The organism is Methanosarcina acetivorans C2A (assembly GCF_000007345.1).
In the GTDB taxonomy this organism is placed as follows: domain Archaea; phylum Halobacteriota; class Methanosarcinia; order Methanosarcinales; family Methanosarcinaceae; genus Methanosarcina; species Methanosarcina acetivorans.
In genome coordinates this window covers 3290206-3313001 of sequence record NC_003552.1, presented here as the reverse complement: position 1 = coordinate 3313001, position 22796 = coordinate 3290206, and the positions used below count along the sequence as shown (strand labels likewise).

Genomic DNA, 22796 nt, shown 5'->3' with positions numbered 1-22796 from the left:
ATTGATTTTGATCACTCTTTTACAAGAAGTGATTTTCCTGTCATTTCCTGCGGTTTCGGTATTCCGATGAGTTCGAGAAGAGTTGGCGCAAGGTCACAAAGTTTTCCTTTCTTAAGGGCTTTTACCTCCCCGTTCCCAAAGTAAATGCACCTTACAGGATTTGAAGTATGTGCGGTATGCGGCTCTCCTGTTTTCGAGTCTATCATCTGCTCGGCATTTCCGTGATCTGCAGTTATAAGTGCCACACCTCCTATTTCCTTCAGAGCCTCAACAATCCTGCCAATACATTTATCCACGGCTTCTACCGCCTTTACTGCAGCCTCAAAAATCCCGGTGTGACCGACCATATCCATATTTGCAAAGTTAAGGACAATTACATCATACTTCCCCGACTGAATTCTCCTGACAACTTCGTCCGTTATCTTATATGCGCTCATTTCGGGTTTGAGGTCGTAGGTAGCGATCTTAGGCGAGGGAATCAGGCAGCGGTCTTCACCCTCATAACGCTTTTCCTCTCCGCCGTTCAGGAAAAAGGTTACATGGGCATATTTCTCGGTTTCGGCAATGCGGAGCTGGGTAAGTCCCTGCTTGCTCAGTACTTCTCCAAGCACATTTTTCAGTTCTTCATGCGGGAAAGCAACAGGCAAATCCAGGTCTTCGTCGTACCGGGCCATACAGACAAAGTAAATTTTCGGACGTTTTTCCCTCACGAAGCCGTCAAAGTCGTCCTTTACAAAAGCCCAGGTCAGCTGCCGTGCTCTATCTGCCCGGAAATTGAAGAAAATAACAGAATCTTTATCCCGGATCGTTGCAACGGGTTTTTCTTCGTGATCAGTAATTACGGTGGGTTTCACAAACTCGTCAGTTTCTCCCCTTCCGTAGGCTTCGGAAACCGCAGTCTCGGCATTTGGTGCCTTATACTGGGAAGCCCCCAGGGTAAGGACATCATAGGCAAGTTTTGTCCTGTCCCAGCGTTTATCTCTGTCCATTGCATAGTAACGCCCTGAAACAGTTGCTATTTTAGCACCCCCATGTTCTTTACAAAACTCATTGAGTTTCTTTATGTCTCCGAGAGCAGTTTTCGGGGGCACGTCCCTCCCATCCAGAAAAGCGTGTATGTACACTTTTTTTAGCCCCTTCTCCTTCGCAAGTTTGATAAGGGCATGTAGATGAGGCGTATAACTGTGAACGCCTCCGCAGGAAACGAGACCTATTAGGTGCAGGCTTGAATCGTTAGCTTTGACTTTTGAAATCGCATTCAGAAAAACCGGGTTTTTGAAGAAATCTCCATTTCTTATAGAGATGTTTATTCGGGTAAGGTTCTGATACACAATTCGCCCTGCCCCTATGTTCAGATGCCCGTCTTCGGAATTCCCCATCATACCTTCCGGAAGACCTACAGCCCCCCCGGAAGCTTCCAGGAGACACCATGGGTAATCCTTTACCAGTCGGTCAAGATTTGGAGTTCCGGCTGATAGGACAGCGTTTCCTTCTTCGACTTCTCTGTAACCCCAGCCGTCAAGAATAATGAGCATAAGAGGTCTTCTTGCCTGAGCCATAAAAGAAAGTCCACCCATGTTCATAAATAGCTTGTGTGGAACTCCAGAATAGCAGCTAAGGTCTAGTATATCACACCTTTAGTATATCACACCTTTAGTATATCACACCTTTAGTATTTATTGAAAATTTATTCGCTGTTTTTGATTACGGGTATTAACAATTACATATTTCTCCCGGAGGAGAAAAGGGATATTGATAACGGCAGATGGTCTTCGTGTGATTTTAATTAGCATTATCAGGCCACTGTTGTAGAAATTCATAGCCGATTCCGAAAGTGTCGGGATAGATGCTGACCGGTGGAAAAAGCTCCTTAAACACATTCGGAAAAACATTAAAATAACGAGAGGCCTGTTAGCTCTCAGCCCCCTCACAGATCGCCAGGGTGGCAGTAGAAAATCGGATGAATCAGGGCATTCCTGTAGGGTATGTCCATGTGAGGGAGAACCAAATTTTTGACCTCAAATATCTTTTTCAGGCAATCATCGAAGCTCGGTAGGATCTCATATCAATTTTTTAATCGGATCCGTGTCTTTAATTACTTTCGGACTTATGAAGCCTCCTAATAAAAGGTTCATGTAGTATGTTAGGGTTCTCCACGTGAGAATCATAATTCCGATAACGGGGACACATTTATGAAAAAAGAAAATACGGAAGCTGCTCCCAGTTCAACAACTCCGCTTGCTCCTGGAGAGTTGCGGGTACTACCATGACTATTGCCAGGAACACCTGAGCTGCAAAGCCGATTAATAACGAAGGTGTTTGTGAAAGGCCAGCTATAATCAGGATAAGCAGGAAATCTTCACTTTTGCTTTTATTTTATCTTGTGTTTTGAAACATATGAGCCACAAGCTTTCATAAGTGGTTTCATAATCGGAAATAACTAAGATCTCATTCGAAAAGTCAATAATGGCATGCTGTAAAGGTTACAACAGGTCTATAATATCCGGGTATCCGTTCCGGTTATGCATTAATTACCTATTGTAAAAGTAACAGCAGTAGCAACATTTTCCGGATAGGCTCTTAGAATAGAATCTAAAAATAAGCCAAACGTGCTTAAACGCACTTTCCGCAGTAAAATTTCAGGATTTTATATTTTTTAATCTTCCAATTATTTTTTATAAAATCTTTTCTCATTTACCTTGATGACTCTTTCCCCTAGCTCTGAATCTACAACTCATCTTGGTCATTATGGTCTTATTGCTGGCGTATTTGACGAGCTTGATATTTCAGATTTGATTGACACTCTCCTTCCCAAGAAAAGTGGCCATAACATTCCTCATTCTACTGTTATCAAGGCAATGTGCATTAACGGTTTAGGATTCACTGAGCGCCGTCTTTACCTGTTTCCAAACTTTTTTGAAAATTTACCCACTGAGAGGTTACTGGGAGAAGGTGTTCTCCCAGAACACCTTAATGACGATGTTTTTGGCAGAACTTTGGATAAAATCTATGAACACGGAGCAACCGAACTCTTCAACTATATAATTCTGCAAGCTATGAAACATGTTCCCATTAATCCCCGTTTCTGTCATACAGATACTACTAATTTCAGTGTTTATGGTGACTATGAAAACGATGATGGCAAAACTATCAACATTACTTATGGTCATCCAAAAGACAAGAGAGTCGACTTACTTCGTTTTTCCATTTCCATGGTTACTGACCAGAAAGGAATTCCTCTTTTCGTAAGAGCATTAGATGGCAACAGTTCCGACAAGAAAGCTCTCATCAAAACCATAAAGGAACTAACACAGAACCTGAATCTTGATGAAAGAGTCTACCATGTTGCAGACAGTGCATTTTATACTGAAGATAATGTGAAAGAAATAGGAACTAACGCTTTTTTTATATCGAGAGCTCCTGCAACCATCAATGAAGCAAAGGAACTCTTAATAGCCGACTTAATTCTGAAAACATGCTCTGATGAACGTTATTCTTGCTATTCTACAAAGTCCTGTTATGGCGGAGTTGAACAGTTATGGGTTGTATTCTGTTCAGAGGAAATGAAAAAGAAGGAAGAGAAGACTTTTGAAGAAAAGATTATTAAGGAGCTTGAAGCAGCAGAAAAATCCCTTAAAAAGCTTTCTAATCGTGAATTTGCCTGTGAAGCTGACGCAAGAATGGCTGCTGAACAATGGTTGAAAGAGAATGAATCGTATGAATTCACAAAACTTGATATAAAAACTAAGTCTCACAGGCTTGAAAACAAGAAAGGAAGACCAAGAAAAGATGAAGAGGTACAGACTTTCTACATGATAGAAGCAGAGATTAAACATGATCGGGAGAAAGTACAGGAAAGACGAGCAAAGTTAGGAAGGTTCATTCTTGCAACCAATGATCTGGAGTTGACTCCAGATCAACTCCTGGAATACTACAAGGAACAGGGAACAGTTGAAAGAGGGTTCAGGTTCCTTAAAGATAAGAGTTTCAGAGTGTCTGAGGTATACCTGAAAAAAGAGTCCAGAATAGAAGCACTTGCAATGGTGATGGTTCTGTGCTTATTGTTGTATTCAATAGCTGAGTGGAAACTGAGAACAAGATTGGAAGAAGCAAAAGAAGCTATTAGAAACCAGGTTAAGAAGAAAACACAGACTCCAACAATGAAATGGGTATTCTTCCTGTTCAGAAGAATAACAGAATTAGTGATCGAAATTGATGGAAAAAGGATAAAGAAGGTATTGAATCTAGATGAGGAAACCATTAAGGTGCTGAAACTGATGGGAGAAAAGTACGAAAAATATTATATGTGAAAAAATAGTGCGGAAAGTAGGTTAAACAGTCTGGAAAATTATTTTTTGGAAAAGAGGAGGTAAGTTTGGAAGATTACTCACTATCCAAGCTTTTTCCACGGGAAAGTGAACTTAGTTTTGAGGTAGCTTGTTGAGACTTCTTAATCTTTACAGCACCTGGATGCATAATTTTTTAGAGCCTCAATTCCTGGCATGTGCTCGCCAGAGAGATAGGTTATGCTCGCACCTCCACCCATGCTTAAGTGGGAATATTTTGATTCCAGGCCAAGTTGATCAATGGCGGCTAGGGTATGCCCTCCTCCTGCAATAGAGTAATTTGATTGAGCTGCAGCTTTAAGAAGTTCTTCGGTGCCTAGCCTGAAACTCTCTAACTCGAAAATACCAGCCGGGCCGTGAAAAACGCTTAACTTTGCTTCTTTAAGAAACTTAGAATAATCTGATATTGTCTCCGGGCCAATATCAGCTATTGGAAGATCTCCCTTTATCTTGTCCACTTTGACTTCCTCACGTTTTCCGTCATTGTTTAGCGCTATATCCTTAGGCACTATGATCTTGCCTGAATATTCCTTGAGCAGCCTGGAAGCGATAGAAACCTGGTCCAGATATTTATGGTCCTCAATGAATTTCCTGTTGACCTCGCCTACCTCGATGCCTATAGCCATCATGAATACTGTAGCTACAACCCCGGTAGTAAGGATTCTGTCAGCGCCACCCCGCTTGAGAATATCAGAAATGACCTTAACGATATCTTTGGCTTTTGTTCCTCCCAGCGCGAAGACTGCCGGATGTTCATGACATTTCAAGCCTTTGTCCAGGCCTGTAATTTCCCTATCCATGAGGATACCGGCAACACTGGGCAAAACCTCTGTAAACCCTACCACAGAACATTGAGACCTGTGAGAAACTGAAAAGGCATCATTTATAAATACATCAAATAAAGGATACAGCTTCCGTACCATCTGGGTTCTGGCCTGTTCTTCAGGAGCACGATTCATGTTCTCTTCGGCATAGAAACGTGTGTTCTCAAGGAGCAAGATATCTCCTTTCTCAAGGGATTTTATGGCATTCCTTGCGCAAGCGCTGAATATGTCATCCTCATAGGTTACTTTCCTGCCCAGAAGTTCTGTCGCCAGCTTTGCATGAGCTTCCAGAGTTGTATAGTCCTTATCTCCGGGTCTACCCTGATGAGACATCATAACTACTCTTGAGTTCTCCAAGGACCGCAATGTATACAAATGGCTCTTAATTTTTCTATCATCCAGGATGTTTCCATTAGCATCCATAGGTGAATTAAAGTCCACTCTTAAAAGTATTCTTTTGTTATCCAGTTCAACATCATCCATAGTTAAATAATCCTTTCCAGCAGTTTTCTGAGACATATTTTACCCCCGTCAAGTCTCGTTAGAATATAAGCTGCTGCAACTTCTCCTTGAAGAGCTGCATATCGTAATTCATTACCACAATCTTCCTTCCTGTTATTCGCTTGTTTCCTGAAAGGATAATCGTAAAAAAAGCTATGGTTTATATACTTATCCTACTTTCGGCAGGTAACTTGATTTTTTCCAAGTATTTTTACTGATAGCGTTTTTGTGGGAAAACACGTTTTCTTCCACATTAAACATTACTGCAAAAATGGTTCGTTACTTATATAGGGAGTAAGATTTGAGTCATATGTTAACCAGCTTCAAGTATATTACAAATTTGCAGAATGTTTAAAAAACAATATCAGCAAAAATATTTAATTCATAATGTCGACCTGCCGAATATAAGCTTATTATTCAATCCATTCTATTATATGGATAAATAAATAACCTGAACTATTTTTCTGAAATAATTTACTTGCACAATAGCAGTAGTTCCTATTAGCTATGGTTCCGAATAACTGCTTTCAATTATTGAGCTTGAACCAAGAGCAGTTTCATCCTTTCATTGAACTCGTTAGGACTAACGATGCCGATGTCAAGAGTCTTAAAACCGTCCAGAGACATTTAAGACCTATTCCATTTAAGATGGATGAAGATAAAGTACTCATTAACAGCGATCGGAGCTTTATTTTTCCAAGCCCTTTATCAGTTCTACGATATCGTCGACGAATTCCATGCCGGTATTTCTTCCAGTTTCCGAGTAGATAAGTTTCTTACCGGGATCATTTTTCCCTAATAGAGTCGCATCAATTGGAGCGTAGCGGCTCATTGACTTAGCTGTCATCTCTCTCAGTTCTGGTGCCAGGATCTCGACGCCTTCTGACCTATCTGCATCGGTGTCTATCCGATAGACCTTACTTACAGCCGGATCCGTATGTTGTCGTCTGTCACATCGAGCTTAGCGACCTTTGACCCCTGAGTACGGTGTAAATTTGTATAATTTTTTGTCATACAAGGAACAAAAGATGTAACCCGTGAAATAATTGCCGAGCGAGGGAATCTTCGTGATCGAGCCTGATAGTGATATATCTTCCCGATTGAAGTGGTTAGTCTGCACCCATATCCAGGAGGAACATTGAAACGCTCCAATCCGCTTATATATAACCCCTCCCACAGCTGGAGGTCTGTCCTATGCCATCAGCTTCAATGAACCTCTCGATGGCATTATCTGTGCTCAATATTCCACGATAGCATTCCACGCTCGGAACTTGATATAGGAGCAGACAGAGTCTATCTGAGAATACCAAACTGTCAGTCCCAGATTACTTTTAGACCAGAAAAGAAAGCTGTAAAGAGAATGCCCATAATAACAACTCCTGAGACAAAGAAATCGGTGTAATTTGCTCTTCCACTACCCTTGGAATACATTGAGCCAAATCCAAGTCCAATCTACCGGGTTTAATAAACTCAGGATATACTTTATTAAGAATAAGAGCCCGAGTCTTTTTTATTCCATCATATCTTCGTGATTTTTGATTATCCGAAGCTATTAATAGAAACCCGGTAAAGGAACCAATTATAATAGTAGAGAGACATCTTTAAAAGATTTATAACATATGTGGTCAAAGGCATTTAGTTGAACAGGATGAAGGAAGAAGAATACTTAAAGCAAGTACCAAAAATTCAAGAACTTATTATTGCAGCGGTCACCAAAAATCCTATAAAAAGTCCAGTAAAAAGTGTACCGAAAACCGTACCTGTTGTTAAATTGTTTGCTGTATTAAATGCTCTGAGCACTACCACTAAAAATACAACGAATACTATAATACCAATCCCAATTGCAGCTGAATTTTTATTTTCCCCCATGAAATATAATTAATTCAATATAATAATAAATATTGCTATTATATTTCGGTACAAAACCTTAGAGCCTATTTTCGGCAGGTAACTTGATTTTTTCCAAGTATTTTTATTGATAGCGTTTTTGTGGGAAAACACATTTTCTTCCACATTAAACATTACTGCAAAAATGGTTCGTTACTTATATAGGGCGTAAGATTTGAGTCATATGTTAACCAGCTTCAAGTATATTACAAATTTGCAGAATGTTTTAAAAACAATATCAACAAAAATATTTAATTCATAATGTCGACCTGCCGAATATAGGTTAGAGTCTATCCGAAAAGTTGATAGTGGCATGTTGCAAAGGCTACAACAGGTCTATAATGTCCAATATCTTATGTTCGAGATCCTATGTCCGATATCCTCGTACATTGCCTGTTATAAAGTTACAGCAGGCCACGGTACTTGTCGGTAAGCCAACCCTCTTCGGATAGGCTCAGGAGAAAAAGGGAAAAGTAATCTCCTGATTTCTCCTGCATGAATTTCAGTGCTTTTCAGCTTCTTTATTGCCTCCCAAGTTCCTTTTCCGTGTCCGAGACTTTAAGGGTGATTTTCATAACAGAGTCCGGATTAAGCGAAATAGAGTCTATTTTCTCTTTTACAAGGAACTCTGCAATTTCCGGAAAATCACTTGGGGCCTGCCCGCAGATTCCGCTGTGCCTCCCATTTCTTTTTGCCCCCTGTACAGCCATTGCCATTATTTCCATAACCCCTGGGTCCCGTTCATCGAATTCCGCGGCAAGCAGTTCGGAATCTCTATCAACGCCCAGGGTCAGTTGAGTCAGATCGTTTGAACCTATGGAAAATCCATCGAAATATTCACTAAACTCGTCGATTTGAAGAACATTATTGGGAATCTCACACATTACATAAACCTGTAAATCGTTTTCCCCTCTCTTTAACCCGTTTTTCTCCATCTCGGCAATAACTTTCTTCGCTTCCTCAACGGTCCTGCAGAAGGGGATCATAAGAATAAGGTTTGTAAGCCCCATTTCATCCCTGACCTTTTTCATAGCCCTGCACTCAAGGGCAAAACCCTCCCTGTAACGCTCATTAAAATACCGAGAAGCTCCCCTGAAGCCCAGCATGGGATTATTTTCCGTCACTTCAAAATAGCTGCCCCCAAGGAGACTTGCATACTCGTTGGTCTTGAAATCGCTCATCCTGACAACAACAGGCTTCGGGTAAAAAGCCGCAGCGATAGTCCCAACCCCCTGAGAGAGTTTATCTACGAAGTATTCTTCTCTATCGGAATTTCCGGTAAGTTTTTCGATTTCCTGAAGGACTTCGGGATCTTTGACCTTTTCGGGATGTACGAGGGCCATCGGATGGATCTTGATATAGCTTGAAATGATGAACTCCAGCCTCGCAAGCCCGATTCCGTCGTTAGGGATCATGGAAAAGCCAAAAGCTTCCTCAGGGTTTCCAAGGTTCATCATAATCTCGGTTTTCGGGCGTTTTAGATCCTTAAGGTCCTGGGCGTCTTTATGGAAAGGAAGAATCCCTTCGTACACAAGTCCGTCCTCTCCTTCCGCACAGCTCACAGTAATTTCCCTACCTGTCTCAAGCACCTCGGTTGCATTTCCAGCCCCGACTACCGCAGGAATTCCCAGTTCCCGGCTGACAATAGCGGCATGGCAGGTCCTCCCCCCTTTGTTCGTGACAATTGCGGCCGCTGTTTTCATGACAGGTTCCCAGTCAGGGGTAGTAGTATCCGCAATAAGGATCTCTCCCGGTTTAAATGAGGGAAGGTCCGAGATATCGGGGATTACATGCGCTTTTCCGGAAGCGATTTTCTCTCCCACGCTCTTGCCTCTTGCAAGGGCATTCGATTTCTTTTCGAGAACATAGGTTTCCAGAATGTCTCTTTTTCTCTGGGACTGGACTGTTTCGGGCCTTGCCTGCACTATGAAGAGTTCACCTGTTACGCCGTCCTTTGCCCATTCGATATCCATGGGCCTGGGTTCCTTATACTTGTTTGAATAATGGTCTTCAATAGTAATCGCATATTCCGCAAGCTTGAGCACTTCTTCGTCATTAATACAGAAACGGACCCTATCAACCTCAGGAACCTCCACATTCCGCGTAAGTACTTTTGAGTCACCGCGACCGTATATCATCTTGATTTGCTTGTCCCCCAAATTTTTCTGGATAATCGGTTTATACCCTTCCCTGAAAGTCGGCTTGAAAACATAGAACTCATCAGGATTAACCTGTCCCTGCACGATATTTTCTCCAAGCCCGTATGACCCGGTAATGAAAACCACATCTCTGAAACCTGTTTCCGTATCCAGAGTAAACATAACACCGCTTGAAGCCATATCAGACCTGACCATTTTCATTATCCCTATCGAAAGCGCAACTTTGAAGTGATCGAAATTGTTTGTTACCCTGTAGGAAATAGCCCTGTCAGTAAAAAGCGATGCAAGGCAACGCGAGCAAGCATCCCTGAGCGCGGGATAACCCCTGATGTTAAGGTAAGTCTCCTGCTGGCCTGCAAAAGAAGCAGTGGGAAGGTCTTCAGCAGTTGCCGAACTCCGTACGGCTACATCCGTATTTTCACCATACTGCTTACATAAGCCGTCATATCCGGTTTTAATTTCCTCCCATAGATCATCCGGAATTCCTGCCCCAAGAATCAGGTCTCTTGCAGCCTTTCCCCTTTTTGCAAGTTCTGACACATCCGAGGTATCAAGCCCCTCCATTGTTTGCTTAAGCTTCTCGAGAATCCCTCCGGCTTTGAGGACGTACCAGTAAGCTTCGGCAGTAACTGAAAAACCGTTCGGGATCTTTACTCCCTTTGAAGTCAGTTCCCTGTACATTTCTCCAAGGGAAGCATTTTTTCCGCCTACAAGCGGAACATCCTCAATCTTAGTCTCTTCAAACCAGCGAGTGTACTTGCTTTTGTTCTCAGACATTTCCCCTAAATCCCCCTCAAATTATTAATTCTTAACAAAGAATTACGGTATACATCAAAGGTTTCATACATTCGTGGAAACTTCTCCCAAATAAATGCAGGATATCCTTGAATCAGGAAGCTCCGCTTGCAGGTTATGCATCGATGACAGAAATCAATTTCCCCATCAAGATTTCCCGGCTTCCAATGATGACTTTATAAATGAACCCCATGTCCTATAATCCGGATAGGGTTTACGCAGTTGGTTATTATTCTGTAAATTACATTAAAATTCCATTATTTATATATCAGAACTTACGCGGTTGACGGAAATTATGAGTACAAAATTTGGAGTTTTTGCATATGGATATAGAGAAAGTACCGCTAGATGTCCCGAAAACACAGAGAGAAACATACCTGAAAAATTACATGGAGATTATCCGGGAATCCGGGAAACTGATGCTATTTGCCGGAGATCAGAAAGTAGAACATTTAAATGACGATTTTTACGGGGAAGGGGTGCCCGAAGATGATGCTGATCCCGAACATCTTTTCAGAACAGCATCCGAAGCAAAGATAGGGGTTTTCGCAACCCAGTTAGGGCTAATTGCACGCTATGGTATGGACTATCGAAGCGTGCCCTATCTCGTGAAACTGAATTCGAAGACCAATCTTGTAAAAACTTCTCAGGCTGATCCTTTTAGCAATCTCTGGTACGATGTAGATAAGGTAGTCCGATTTAAGGAAAACAGCGGGCTCAATATCCTTGGCGTAGGTTATACTATCTACCTTGGCAGTGAGTCCGAAGCCGAGATGCTCTTGCAGGCTGCTCAGGTAGTTTATGATGCCCACCAGCATGGGATGGTCTCTGTACTCTGGATCTATCCGCGCGGTACTGCTGTAAAAGATGAAAAAGATCCCCATTTAATCGCGGGGGCAACGGGAGCTGGAGCCTGCCTCGGCACTGATTTTGTACAGGTTAACTACCCCGAAAAGGAAGGAGCAAACTCTGCTGAAATTTTCAAGGAAGCCATCAAAGCAGCCGGGCGTACTAAAGTCGTTTGCGCAGGCGGTGCCAGTGACGAAGTTGATGATTTCCTGAGAAAGCTTCATGACCAGCTCCATATCTCCGGAGCCATGGGAAGTGCAACCAGAAGAAATATTCACCAGAAACCCCTTGATGAAGCTATCCGTATGTGTAATGCCATATATGCTATGACCATTGAGGATGCAACCATTGAAAAGTCTCTGAAAATCTACAATGGGGAACAGGAAGGATAATAAAGGCCCGGGATTCAAAAAAAAGGAGCAAGAAGGATAATAAAGACCTGTAATTTAAAAAAGATGGGCAAATTCATTTGAGAGTAGAGCTCTTCTCTGCTTTCAGGACCATATTCAGTCCTTCCTGCATAAGTTCCTTTGCTCTGTCTTGCTTTTTTGCTTCGGCATAGATCCGGAAAATTGGTTCCGTGCCAGATGGACGGATAAGAACCCAGCCGTCTTCGTACCATATTTTAACTCCGTCGGTAGTATCCAGCTTGTGTCCAAGCTCTGAAGCTTCCTTTTTTACTATTTCCATAGTGACCTGCTTATTTTTAGAAGGAGTCTTGGTTTTTTCGTTGAAGTAATGAGGTACACTTTTAGCAAGCTCGGATAGCTTTTTCCCGCCAGCCAGGATCTCAAGGACCTTTGCACAGCCCATTGCTCCGTCTCTGCAGTATTGATGCTTTGGGAAAATAAGCCCTCCGTTGCCCTCGCCTCCAAAAACTGCATTTACTTCCATCATCTTTCGGGCAACGTTGATGGAGCCGACAGCAGTCCAGTACAATTCGACTCCTGCATCCTTTGCGACATCGGCAATGCGCTGAGAAGAGCTGACAGGGGTCACTACAGGACCTTTTTCGTGTTCAAGCATATATTTTGCCACCATGGCGAGCAGAACGTCGTCGTTAATGAATTGTCCGTTTTCGTCAACAAAGACTATTCTATCCGCGTCCCCATCGTGAGCCGCTCCCAGATCGGCGCCTGTCATTTTGACGAGGTTAGTAAGTTCGGTAAGCGCTTCAGGCAGGGGTTCGGGGTTTCTCCAGGGGAAAGTCCCGTCAGGCTGGGCTTCAAGGGTCAATACCTGGCAGCCCAGAGCCCTGAGTAGAAATGGAAGAGTAAGGGAACCTGCTCCGCAACCCGTATCAATAACTACCTTGAAACTGTGGCCGCGGATGGTTTCAGCATTTACCGAATTGATAATGTTTCTTATGTAGTATGCATTAACGTCAGGATCAGTTCTGAAGCTGCCGGTTTTTTCCCAGGATACAATGGAATATTTGCCCGAATAATAAATTTTTTCTATGTCTTTTTCCCCATCCCTGGGAAATTCCGTGCCGTCCCCTGCAATAAATTTGATTCCGTTATACTGTCTGGGGTTGTGAGAGGCAGTAATAACGATTCCGGCATCTGCATGGTCGCGTACGTAATACTGGATAGAAGGAGTAGGAGCGGATCCCACATCAATAACATTCAGGCCTGTTGAAAGAGCCCCGGCAATTGCGGCAGATTTCAGCATCTGGCCCGAAATCCGGGTATCACATCCTATAGCAACCGTGCCTTTCGAACTCATATATGTACCAAGACTTCTGGCTAAATTGACTGACAGTTCCGGAGTTATGTATTCATTGGCTATACCGCGTACACCGTTTGTTCCGAATAATGCCATAGAAAGTCCCCCCATTGTAATCAAAGTAAAAAATGTGCCAAGCTGGCGAATTTGCTCTTCTACTTGAATTTGCTCTTCTACTTTATTCTTTATCAGACGAATTTTGTGATATTCCACAACACTTATTCTTCTTTTGATAGAGGCTAAAAAATCTTATTTTCTCAAGATTTTACTCAATTTGACATTTAATTGGATTTTGTGACATATTTAGTGGATAATACTAAATTAGGATTATTATCAAGTTCGTAATCAGAAAACAAACCGCAAAGAGGTACAATCCGTAATAGGGATTGTTGGTAAAAGATATAAATATTGACCCCCTCCCGAAGACATTTTATCTCTTACTCTTACAATTCCAGGATTATTTTCAAGATCTCAGGCTGTTGAATTTACGGTACAACTCCAAGAAAATTTTAGATTTCCTGCGACCTCGAAGCGAAACTCAGGGAGAAAAACGCGGAAAGATGGTGCCATGGTTAACTACTTTCCGTTTTATCCGCGTTTTATTTGATCAGTATTCCGGGTCAGTAAGCAGAAGACAGGACTGATCAGTATCGGATCAGAACTCAACCTTCGGGACTTCCCTTTCGGCCTGTGCAGTCTCAAACAACTCTTTTTTCTGGAAACCCAGCAGGGACGCGACAATATTTTTCGGAATTGTCTGGATGCTGATGTTGTATTTCATTACGGTATCGTTATAAAACTGCCTTGAGTAAGCGATTTTATTTTCGGTCTCCATGAGGTCTTTCTGAAGCTGCATAAAGTTCTGGTTGGCTTTGAGATCGGGATAGTTTTCTGCAACTGCGAAAAGGGATTTCAGGGTCGAAGAAAGGTAGTTGGATGCCTCTGCCGTTTCATTGACACTGCTTGCAGACATTACCGCTGCCCTGGCCTTCGTAATGTTTTCGAAAAGGGTTTTTTCGTGAGTTGCATACCCTTTCACGGTTTCTACCAAGTTGGGGATAAGGTCATAGCGCCTTTTTAGCTGGACTTCGACCTGAGCCCAAGCATTTTCCACCCTGTTTCGCTGCTTTATAAGGTCATTATAAATTATAACGAAGAGCAAACCCAGAACTATTAGCAATATTATCAGAATTTCGACTACCAAGATAGATCACCGCCAATTATATCAAAATACCGGGCCTGCCATTTCCCCGGCATTACCTGGCGCCTCCTCCGCCTCCGCCTAAACCTCCGCCTACGCCCCCTATACCCCCTCCTCCGACACCGCCACTAGATGAAGGTGCAGATGCCGCATAGGCTCTTCCGAAACCGGCACCGAACCGGGAGTAGCTGTGGTGCACATAGTAGAAGTGGCTGGATTTCAGCTGTTCGTCGGGAACCACTAAAGCCATGTTCTTGAGGACTTCTTCTGCTACCCCAAGAGCGGTTGCATACACAAGGTACGAGTCCCAGACCTTTATTGATTCCGGGGGGTGCTCTTTGAGTGCAGAAAAGTCTGTTAGATATTTTTTGAAGTTGTTCCAGCGTTTATAGTAGACTCTTCCCTCGGGAGTCCAGCGGCCCAGGACCTTTTCGAACGTACCTGAAAATATGAGCATGATTATCCCGAAGGCTACGAAAAAAATCGCAAGCCAGCTAACTTTCGATGACAGGGGAAATGCATCGGAAGGGAAAGATATGAATACTCCATATAAAAAAACAACTGCCGCAATTATAGTTGCCACACTGAACATAACTACATATTTGTTCCCTGTGGAGCGAAAAAGTTTCTCAACTACAATATTGCGTTCAACCTTTTTATTCCAGTCAAGCACAAAATGATAGAACTCGGTCCCTTTTCCAAGTTCTTTTTTGAGCTGCTCCCAGGAGATCTTATCATCAGTTGAATGCTTTTTTAATAAATCAAAGACGTCTTTTTCGAAATCTGCAAGCTCCGGGAGCATTCCATACTTTGCCTCGTGTGGATCTGTGAATTTAATAAAAATATCTTCAGACTCGTTTTTGAAGAGGCCGAATACCCTGCTCTCTTCTTCTTTTATGGCGTGAAGAGAGATATAACCAAGGTTAGCAAGGTTCATAACCGTGGCCGTAAACCCGTCCATTGTAGGGGTCCCAATCCGCCCCTGAATAATGGCATTAACCACAGCCGGTTTTGAATCGGTAGGCGGCTCTCTTTCGTAGATTGCCTCATAATCTATTTTTGGCTCTCTCCCGTACCTGAGATAAATGATGAAGGGGAATGCAAGGAGAAAAAACGCAAATACAATTTCCAGATTATAAAGACCCTTTAAGATCCAGCCTTTCATTTCATATTCGTTTTCAATTGACTTTATTTGTTCCAGCCCCTCCTCGCTGTCTATCTGGACAATGCTGGAATTGCGAGATTCGATTCTCGGGAAAACAACCCTGACTTCATACCACTGATTAGCGGGTATTTCGGTTGTTTTTAAATTGAGTACGTTCTGTTCTACACTTGATGTCTCCGTGTACCCGGTCGGATGAATCCAGTACTGGATTCCACTTTCGTTTTCCACAGGGAGCGTGATGCTTCCTTTCAGGCTTCCAAGGGGTTTTTCCCATTCTCCTCCCCAGAGTTTATAATGAAATTCGGAAACGTCACTGTGGACCTTGACCGCACCATAATGGTCATATGAAATAAAAAAAGTCACTTTTTCAGGGGTAGGGGTCGGAAGTCCGCCCACCAACTCATACCCTCTACCAATAGGGTTTACACTGAAGGTACAGGCTTCGTCAGAACAATACCCCTGGATATTTTGTATGGATTCTCCTGAACCCACTTCGAGGTCCCTGAAAACCTCAAAGTAAGTGCCTTCGAATTTATAGGATATCGATTCTTCAACATGGGCCAGGCCGTTGGGGTTGATAGTTATATTCGTTGTAGCCTCTTCCAGCATGTAGTCTCGAGCACTGGCTAAAGGCACCAGGAGGAAAAAGACCAGCAGAATAACAGTTATTATAGCTGTTTTTAGGAGCACAGAATTAGTACCTGCTTTTCTTGCTGGTTCAGCAAAACTCTCCGAAAATCTCAGCCAGGTTCCTCCAGCTCTGTTCCCTTCATATCCACTATCCTCCTAACTCTACATTAAATTAAAAATATTAATATTTTCCGAAGGTCACTATGCGAAGGTTCTGCAAAGCTTTCGGAATCCAGCAACTTGCGGGATTCAACGGAATTCGCCGGAAATTTACCTTTTTTCCGAACTGACTCAGGAAGCCTGTAAAGCCCTAACTTTCAAAGCCTTCGAAGATTTGGTTTTCCCCAAGATAAAGGGAAAATAGTTGTTAATGATGAAGATCACAGGCACCAGGCAAATAAGATTCAACACGGTTAAGCTCAACGCAAAAGCCAGGTTGTAATAGAAATATTCGAGTTCTACCCCTAAACTTAAAACTGTCAGTTTTGTCAGGACATCCTTCAGAGGAAAATGGAGCGCCAGCACAATCAGGCTGTTTCTTCCGTAATATTCCAGGATTTTTGAACTTCCGACTTTTTTGAAAAGATAAACAAAGGTAAAAATCCCTGAAAAAGCCAGGAAGTAAAGCGAAAAAAAGCTCCCGTATTTCAGCACGTTCATGTTGAGCTTTTCAGTCATGGGGAACGCTAGCAGGTATCCGAGATATAGCAGGTTCAGCAGGATAAAGACTCCAGGAAAAAATCTCTCAGCCCGGGGGACCTTTTTCCCTGAACCTTGAACCCGAATTAGTACTCAAACCTGTACTCAGACCCGAATCTGAATTAAAGCTCAAGCCGGACCCGGGCTCAGCCCCCTGTTCGGTGAATTTTCGAAACAGATTTCCGGCGCCGTAAAAGACAACTGCTGCGAGAGCCACATCCGCGTTCCAGGGAAGCCTGAAAAGCACATAAACCGAATAAAGGTACCCTGCAACCCCGGCTGCGGTAAGCCAGAGTACGAGTTTTCCCGGTTCCCCGTAATACTTCTTCGCAAAACCGTAAAAGAGAAGTTCGGTTACGAACAGGCAGCTCAGGAACCAGAGCGGCGGATTGTGAGAGACAAGGGGGCCAAGGGCATACAGGATGGAATAGATGCCGTACAGCGCACTGTTCTCGAAAAACTCAATATTTGTGACTCCTGGCTGGAAGCCCGTATCCAGCAAAAAGTAAAACAAGCAGGTAAGCAGTACAAAAATGAAATAAGGCACTATAAGAGACCTGAATCTCTCTTTCACAAAACCTGCGGCCGATCCTGCATATTTCTCGAAGTCAAACAGAAATCCGGAAATGAAAAAGAAGAATGGCATGTGAAAAGAAAATATGTAAGTATCGAGAGCTATCGGTAAGCTGTGGTGAGCCAACACGACAAGTGTAATCCCAATCCCTTTTAAAGCGTCAATCCAGCGGAGTCTCATAGTAACCCGGAATGTAAACAGTGTTTACAATGCAATAATATTTTGTTGCTTTATGCATAGGAATTTTTTGTCAAGAAATAATGAAAGTAACCAGTAACTCACCTTAACGAAAAAGTATGTGAAAAGCATGATTTGTACAATTTTTTTTGAGCAACTTATTATAAATAATTATATACATAAAATAATTATATATAAAATAATTATTCTCATGAATCCTTTTATAATATAAATTGAGATTTATAAAATGCTCATATTTGAACCGAACCCGCAATTCCATCTCATTTAAATAAAGAATGGGCCAGGTCGGGATTGAAATAATAAGGAATCATGACACCAGACTGGCTGCCCAGGATCAACACATTTTTGACTTTATTTTTAAAATCGGAGAGAAATAGATGAAAAATAATATTCGAAATTCTGGAATTGATATAATTGGAAATGTGCCCTGGGGAACACATTTCTGTCAATTTTACCAGACAACAGAAGATTCGATGGATATATCTATTCCCTTCATAAAAGCAGGGCTGGAAAATGACGAGCTTTGCTTATGGCTCATATCGGAGCCTCTAAACATCGAGGAAGTAAAAGAAGCTCTTGGAAAGACCATTTCCGACTTTGATGTTTGTCCGGGAAGAGGGCAAATTGAGCTTGCTGCCTGCAATGACTGGTATATAAAAGAGGGAATTTTCGATCAGGAGAAAGCTTTAAACGCCCTGGTTGAAAAAACAAATAAGGCATTGGCCAGGGGTTATAATGGTTTGCGGGTGATTCAAAACCTTCGATGGTCCATCTTTATCCGATTGATGTTTTAAAACACCTGAATTTCATCAGCTCCTTTAAAGTCCATTTTGAATCCGCAATTCCTGCTTCTCTTGCAGGTGTATTTTTGCATTCAACCCCTCTTTGATCTTTGTACCCTAATCCTCCATGCCCTCTACAGAAGTTAAAATGCGTGCAATAGAGCTCATTTGGTATTCTAACCATTCTTTCACCTTTGAAAACCCTATTGTTTTCCTTGACACTCTGTTGTTATCCTGCCTGAAGGTTAGGTTTTGTCTTTCCAGTAAAGTTGTTGAGATTTCGCTTTGTTCAATGTCTTCTCCAAAAATGATCTTCTTCTCTACTTTCTCAAGCACTCCATTTACTCTTGTTTTGACTACCTGAGCATACCTCAAATCCTCAGAGGGAACGAGTTTTGGTTTCTTTGGTCTTCCTCTTTTCCCAGTTCTTGGAAACTCTTTTAAAACTCCAAATTGTTTCAAAAGCGCTTCTCTATAAAAGTTCAACCCATCTGTGACAAAAAGAGGGATTTTATCTGAAAGATGTTTATCGATTAACTCGACCAGTTTGTCTGCAACATACTGTTTTCTTGGACCTATTATAAAATCAAGTATTAGCCTACAACCTGGTACAAAAGCTACCCACATCCAGGGCCCATCATCTTCATAATTTTTCATCCTTGGAACTATTTTTTTGGATTATAACCCATAGTTCGTCCATTTCTACCTTTGACACATCCACGTTCTTCATCATAGTATCATTTACTTTATCGCATTGTTCAGCTGCACGGGCTAGCCAGCGCTTTACACTGGCAGGTTGTATCTCTAAAACATCGGCAATGGCTTGAATGCTCATTCCTTTCATAGACATTTTTAAAGCTAAATCGATTGTTTTATCATCTTTGCGAAGATCATGATAGAAAGTGCCTGTATGGTCGCAAAATGCTATGCCACATTCATTGCAACGATATCTCCTTGTTTTTTCTCCACGGCTGATGTAAGTTCCATTTCCAGTAACATTGCCTTGACCAGTAAGGCCGTAGAGCTTGCAGCCTTTATTCGGGCAGGCAACGTCAGTAAATTGTGGTTTAGGACCTCTTTTCCCCATAATATAAACATATAATTCTTAATATATAATACCAATCAAATACAAATTGACCATCAAACCTTCCATATCATGCATTAAGGGCTTGAAACGGTGAGGGTTATCAAGGATTTCACTCATTTTGTCCAGCAGGATTTCAAAACGCTCTCTGTCTTTTTTTTGAATTTTTTCCAGATCTCTTTCAAGGTGCCTGCTGATTTCATACGAATATCTCAAAGCTTTACCCCGAATTTCTTTTCAAATTCGCTTCCTGAAATAGTTCCCTCTTTGCTTTTTGATCTCGTCCAGTCTCTTGTATTCTTCTCTTATAGGGTGCAGCTCGCTGTCAATCAGCTCAAGGCTTTCCTCGATTTCGAGAATTTTTGTTTTCAGGAAATCTAGGTCGTCCGATATTTTCTTTAGCAACTCCGTTTCGGTCATGTTTTCACATGGTTATTTTGCGTCTGGATAATGTTTATACGTGGCTGTGAAGGCTTCGTGAGGGATTATTCAAAGAAATCTTCAACATCCTCAATAAGTAATTCTACGTCGTCTTCAAATCCCCAGCCTATCCCTTCTGACTTTTTTCGAATTTCAAAAAGCCTTTTCTTAAACCGGGGATAAAGGTTTTTTCCTTCAGGTGTTTTTAAGAGGGTGCAGAATTTTTCAAGCATGTCAATGATTTTGTTATAGAATTTCTCGTCTATATCCCCGTATTCGTTGGTAAAACACACCCAGCTTTCAGCGTAGAAAAGCATCAGCTCCATTTTTCCTTCTAGATCCCTCGATGCTTTCCAGTAGCTGTCAATTGCCTTTTCTTACGCGAATATCCAGATCAGAAACATCTATTTCTCCTGAAATGAGTTTAGGAAGAAGATTGCGGGCTTCTTTAATAATGTGTGGGTTAGAAGGATTGCATCCAGAGTAAAGATTATTGATGATCCAGAAGAAAGCGATGAAATCGTAAGAATGAAAACTGTTGATGCCTGCTCAAGTTCAGGGGTTTCGGCAATTAAATTTAATCAAGGAGCCTGGTACCTGGGACATAATTCTTTTGATGTACTTATTGATAACTTGGAAAGAGTATAAATATTGAAATATGTTTTTTCAAATCTGTTTCCTTTTTTCCCTTGACTTCAAATCTAAACCCCAACTCTTTTCCATCTCAAGAACTTTTTTCTCCTTCTCCCCCGGAATTCCCACTGCCGGAATTCCCGCTGTTGACATGGTTTCTTGTATGGAGCTGCCAGTAGCGGTCGTAGAGAGTGATGATCAGGGTCAGGAGCAGGATGAAGAAGAGTGTGTTTCCTAGGTTTATTGAGCCGTCGTATGTGGGGAGGAAGAAGTCAAATAGGAGGACGAGACCCAGGTTTACTATCGACATCACGATAAACTCCTGCATGATAGACTTCCAGTGTCTTCCGCGTCTGGACAGCCAGTGGCTCAGGGCTGTGTTTATCACGACAAAAATAGCTACACTAATAGCTAGCTGGAGGTTCGTTGCCCTCACGCCTGGAAGTATCTGGGCAAAGATTATGCCAAGGAGGGATATCAGCGCTATTTTCTCAAGCACCTGTTTGTTAATGAGGCGCTCCCGCTCCTTTTTCACTTCCTCTGGTAAGGGGGCGAGAACCGGAGCTGCTGCCACGGGTAAGGCTTCGATTTGCAGGCCAGGGAGGGTGGGAGGCAGATCCCGGATTAGCCACCAGGCCAGGCAGATAATGAATATTGCATAAGCGATCAGGATGAAGGCATTTGAGGGATTGGCTTTGATCCAATCGGTGGTGTCCATCTGGGCGACGTGGATCCAGTATTCCTGAGGGAGCTTTATGAAAACCCAGATCAGGGCGGCGGCAGTTATCAGTTTCTTTTTTGTAAGCACCTTCGGATCCCATTTCAGGCGGATGGCCTCGTAGAAGATGAAGAAGTACTCGAAGGTGTTGGGGAAAATAAGAAGCAGAGGACGCAGATGTACGAGTTCGAAGATCGAAACTCCTACCAGCCGGTAGTAGAAGAGGAAACGGTCCAGTTTGAAGGCATAGAGGTTCGACCAGTTACGCAGGGTCGAAAGGTAGGTGATGCTCAGGTAATAGATGTCAAGAGCTTTATCATATCCCTGGTAGCCTTCAAGGGGCAGGCTCGTAAACAGCTGAAAGATAGTCTGGTCCACCGCGTCAAGGATCAGGGAGGCAAGCACACCCGGGAGAGGATATCGCGGAATGAAAAGCGGTATTAAAAAGCGGGCTATAACCACAGCCCAGAAGATCACCAAATCCGAAGTTTCTACCATGACTTCCGACCCCCCAATCAATTTCAGCAATTAAGTCAGATCTGCTAAAGTAGACCCGTTAAAACGGATCTGCTAAAGTGGACCTATTAATGTACCTATAAAAATAGATCTGTTGAAGTAGATCCGCTAATTCAGACCCGCCATACCCCGAAAACAGGCCTGTTTAACACCCTTTTTCTTTAATTTCTTCTCCCGTTTCCTTCCGGCTAATTGAGGCCAGAAAATGCAATGGGAATTGTAAAATTTTGTAGTGCAGTTGCGTATATTCCTGTTTTAATAAAATATGGGTATATTTCTATAAAAGTATTTCATATCAAAATACTTGCTTTAAATGCACAGATGGCTGGTCTGAAACAGCTCCTTTCTCGAATGAGTCTTTTATATCCTCTTTTCCCGTTGAAAAGTCGGTTTAAAAGGGTCGCTTAAGAATTAATGGGATTTGAGTGCAGAACAAATGTTCCTTGAAAGTCTTCAGATCCTAAAAATTAAGGGTAAGAACATGGGGGTTCCACCCTAGTTGCGCTAGCAGAGTTGTGTCTCTACATCCCGAGTTTCGCTTCGGGCCAAAATCATCAAACAATTTTGTGAAGAGCAAACTAAGAGAGTTTGTGTAGTTGGAATGAATCTCTATGACAAATCTGAATCCAGCACACTGGAAATTTAAGGAATGAATCAAATATAATGTCAAGGAATTTTGTTGCCGAGAATGGTTATCGGGGAAAGTGTAACGATCGATCAATTCCCAAGCTGAAATTTATAAGTTATATTTTCGTCATTCCTAAGTTAGTAAGCTGATTGAAGTTTCTGTTTTATCTTTTTTCAGTTGTCGTTGCTGCAGTGGCAGAGGAAAAAGCAAAGTTGTCAAACATAAGCAAAAATATCTTTCTTGATATTGTTAGACTCTTCTTTTAACATGTATCAAAAGAGTTTACTTAAATTTTATGTCCAGATCATCAAACTATCAATCCAATAGTCCTATATATCTTAAAACGGCTCGAATTTGGATTTGGATCTACTTTCAGTTTGATGAGTTGGCCATAAAGTACTTACGAAAGTAAGTTAATGGAAAGAATGAACATATAAAAGATATTCGGTGGAGTTCATT

At 42.1% G+C, this 22796-nt stretch carries 18 protein-coding genes and 1 pseudogene; 4 read left to right on the top strand and 15 right to left on the bottom strand.

What is annotated here, in order from left to right; genetic code table 11:
• Positions 1-11: 11 nt before the first annotated feature.
• Complete coding sequence (gene gpmI, locus MA_RS13930; RefSeq protein ID WP_011022631.1) at positions 12-1559, bottom strand: 2,3-bisphosphoglycerate-independent phosphoglycerate mutase; 1548 nt, start codon at positions 1557-1559, stop codon at positions 12-14.
• Positions 1560-2702: 1143 nt separating this feature from the next.
• Here gpmI and MA_RS13925 point away from each other — a divergent pair.
• Positions 2703-4310: an IS1634 family transposase gene (locus tag MA_RS13925; RefSeq protein WP_048065483.1), complete on the top strand. Its 1608-nt coding sequence runs from the start codon at positions 2703-2705 to the stop codon at positions 4308-4310.
• A gap of 140 nt (positions 4311-4450) precedes the next feature.
• Here the strand turns inward: MA_RS13925 and MA_RS13920 are convergent, their stop codons facing one another.
• From MA_RS13920 to ppsA, 4 genes are all read right to left on the bottom strand, one after another.
• Positions 4451-5689 (bottom strand): phosphoglycerate kinase, encoded by a 1239-nt coding sequence (locus tag MA_RS13920; RefSeq protein ID WP_011022629.1) that lies wholly within the window; start codon positions 5687-5689, stop codon positions 4451-4453.
• Positions 5690-6359: 670 nt separating this feature from the next.
• On the bottom strand, positions 6360-6518 hold the full coding sequence (locus MA_RS27120) for a hypothetical protein (protein WP_157860245.1): 159 nt from the start codon (positions 6516-6518) through the stop codon (positions 6360-6362).
• A gap of 839 nt (positions 6519-7357) precedes the next feature.
• Positions 7358-7540, bottom strand: coding sequence for a hypothetical protein (locus MA_RS28725; RefSeq protein WP_156157341.1), 183 nt, complete (start codon positions 7538-7540; stop codon positions 7358-7360).
• A gap of 539 nt (positions 7541-8079) precedes the next feature.
• Entirely contained in the window at positions 8080-10494 is a 2415-nt protein-coding gene (gene ppsA, locus MA_RS13905; RefSeq protein WP_011022627.1) for a phosphoenolpyruvate synthase, read from the bottom strand.
• Positions 10495-10835: 341 nt separating this feature from the next.
• Here ppsA and MA_RS13900 point away from each other — a divergent pair, with 341 nt between their 5' ends.
• On the top strand, positions 10836-11753 hold the full coding sequence (locus tag MA_RS13900) for an aldolase (protein ID WP_048065481.1): 918 nt from the start codon (positions 10836-10838) through the stop codon (positions 11751-11753).
• A 73-nt stretch (positions 11754-11826) separates the two neighbouring features.
• Here the strand turns inward: MA_RS13900 and glmM are convergent, their stop codons facing one another.
• The 5 genes from glmM to MA_RS28715 form a co-directional block, all read right to left on the bottom strand.
• A complete protein-coding gene (gene glmM, locus MA_RS13895; protein ID WP_048065480.1) occupies positions 11827-13185 on the bottom strand; it encodes a phosphoglucosamine mutase in 1359 nt (452 codons plus the stop codon).
• A gap of 559 nt (positions 13186-13744) precedes the next feature.
• Positions 13745-14293 carry a LemA family protein gene (locus tag MA_RS13890; RefSeq protein WP_011022624.1) on the bottom strand — a complete coding sequence of 183 codons (549 nt, stop codon included), beginning with the start codon at positions 14291-14293 and terminating at the stop codon, positions 13745-13747.
• Positions 14294-14345: 52 nt separating this feature from the next.
• Positions 14346-16145: a DUF2207 domain-containing protein gene (locus MA_RS13885; RefSeq protein ID WP_011022623.1), complete on the bottom strand. Its 1800-nt coding sequence runs from the start codon at positions 16143-16145 to the stop codon at positions 14346-14348.
• A 231-nt stretch (positions 16146-16376) separates the two neighbouring features.
• The gene (locus MA_RS28720) at positions 16377-16763 is read right to left on the bottom strand and encodes a hypothetical protein (protein WP_011022622.1); all 387 of its coding nucleotides are present in this window, start codon (positions 16761-16763) and stop codon (positions 16377-16379) included.
• 67 nt (positions 16764-16830) lie between these two features.
• Entirely contained in the window at positions 16831-17538 is a 708-nt protein-coding gene (locus MA_RS28715; RefSeq protein ID WP_011022621.1) for an acyltransferase family protein, read from the bottom strand.
• A gap of 395 nt (positions 17539-17933) precedes the next feature.
• Between MA_RS28715 and MA_RS13875 the strand changes: the two genes are divergently transcribed.
• Complete coding sequence (locus MA_RS13875; RefSeq protein ID WP_011022620.1) at positions 17934-18350, top strand: MEDS domain-containing protein; 417 nt, start codon at positions 17934-17936, stop codon at positions 18348-18350.
• Here MA_RS13875 and MA_RS25610 read toward each other — a convergent pair.
• From MA_RS25610 to MA_RS13850, 4 genes and pseudogenes are all read right to left on the bottom strand, one after another.
• A pseudogene (locus MA_RS25610) lies at positions 18331-19425 on the bottom strand (IS1 family transposase). The gene MA_RS13875 and the pseudogene MA_RS25610 sit on opposite strands and share 20 nt — an antisense overlap.
• A gap of 18 nt (positions 19426-19443) precedes the next feature.
• The gene (locus MA_RS13860) at positions 19444-19638 is read right to left on the bottom strand and encodes a type II toxin-antitoxin system RelE family toxin (RefSeq protein WP_048065477.1); all 195 of its coding nucleotides are present in this window, start codon (positions 19636-19638) and stop codon (positions 19444-19446) included.
• 21 nt (positions 19639-19659) lie between these two features.
• The gene (locus MA_RS13855) at positions 19660-19842 is read right to left on the bottom strand and encodes a hypothetical protein (protein WP_048065476.1); all 183 of its coding nucleotides are present in this window, start codon (positions 19840-19842) and stop codon (positions 19660-19662) included.
• A 65-nt stretch (positions 19843-19907) separates the two neighbouring features.
• A complete protein-coding gene (locus MA_RS13850; protein ID WP_011022618.1) occupies positions 19908-20168 on the bottom strand; it encodes a hypothetical protein in 261 nt (86 codons plus the stop codon).
• 130 nt (positions 20169-20298) lie between these two features.
• Between MA_RS13850 and MA_RS13845 the strand changes: the two genes are divergently transcribed.
• Positions 20299-20490, top strand: coding sequence for a hypothetical protein (locus MA_RS13845; protein WP_048065475.1), 192 nt, complete (start codon positions 20299-20301; stop codon positions 20488-20490).
• Positions 20491-20566: 76 nt separating this feature from the next.
• Here the strand turns inward: MA_RS13845 and MA_RS13840 are convergent, their stop codons facing one another.
• Positions 20567-21691, bottom strand: a complete 1125-nt coding sequence (locus MA_RS13840) for a hypothetical protein (RefSeq protein ID WP_048065474.1) — start codon at positions 21689-21691, stop codon at positions 20567-20569.
• Between the last annotated feature and the right edge of the window lie 1105 nt (positions 21692-22796).

Bases quoted from the DNA above. Each gene is read 5' to 3' on its own strand.
- gpmI (WP_011022631.1), bottom strand. From the start codon at position 1,559: ATGGCTCAGGCAAGAAGACCTCTTATGCTCATTATTCTTGACGGCTGG.
- MA_RS13925 (WP_048065483.1), top strand. From the start codon at position 2,703: ATGACTCTTTCCCCTAGCTCTGAATCTACAACTCATCTTGGTCATTAT.
- MA_RS13920 (WP_011022629.1), bottom strand. From the start codon at position 5,689: ATGTCTCAGAAAACTGCTGGAAAGGATTATTTAACTATGGATGATGTT.
- MA_RS27120 (WP_157860245.1), bottom strand. From the start codon at position 6,518: ATGACAGCTAAGTCAATGAGCCGCTACGCTCCAATTGATGCGACTCTA.
- MA_RS28725 (WP_156157341.1), bottom strand. From the start codon at position 7,540: ATGGGGGAAAATAAAAATTCAGCTGCAATTGGGATTGGTATTATAGTA.
- ppsA (WP_011022627.1), bottom strand. From the start codon at position 10,494: ATGTCTGAGAACAAAAGCAAGTACACTCGCTGGTTTGAAGAGACTAAG.
- MA_RS13900 (WP_048065481.1), top strand. From the start codon at position 10,836: ATGGATATAGAGAAAGTACCGCTAGATGTCCCGAAAACACAGAGAGAA.
- glmM (WP_048065480.1), bottom strand. From the start codon at position 13,185: ATGGCATTATTCGGAACAAACGGTGTACGCGGTATAGCCAATGAATAC.
- MA_RS28720 (WP_011022622.1), bottom strand. From the start codon at position 16,763: ATGACTGAAAAGCTCAACATGAACGTGCTGAAATACGGGAGCTTTTTT.
- MA_RS28715 (WP_011022621.1), bottom strand. From the start codon at position 17,538: ATGAGACTCCGCTGGATTGACGCTTTAAAAGGGATTGGGATTACACTT.
- MA_RS13875 (WP_011022620.1), top strand. From the start codon at position 17,934: ATGAAAAATAATATTCGAAATTCTGGAATTGATATAATTGGAAATGTG.
- MA_RS13855 (WP_048065476.1), bottom strand. From the start codon at position 19,842: ATGACCGAAACGGAGTTGCTAAAGAAAATATCGGACGACCTAGATTTC.
- MA_RS13850 (WP_011022618.1), bottom strand. From the start codon at position 20,168: ATGGAGCTGATGCTTTTCTACGCTGAAAGCTGGGTGTGTTTTACCAAC.
- MA_RS13840 (WP_048065474.1), bottom strand. From the start codon at position 21,691: ATGGTAGAAACTTCGGATTTGGTGATCTTCTGGGCTGTGGTTATAGCC.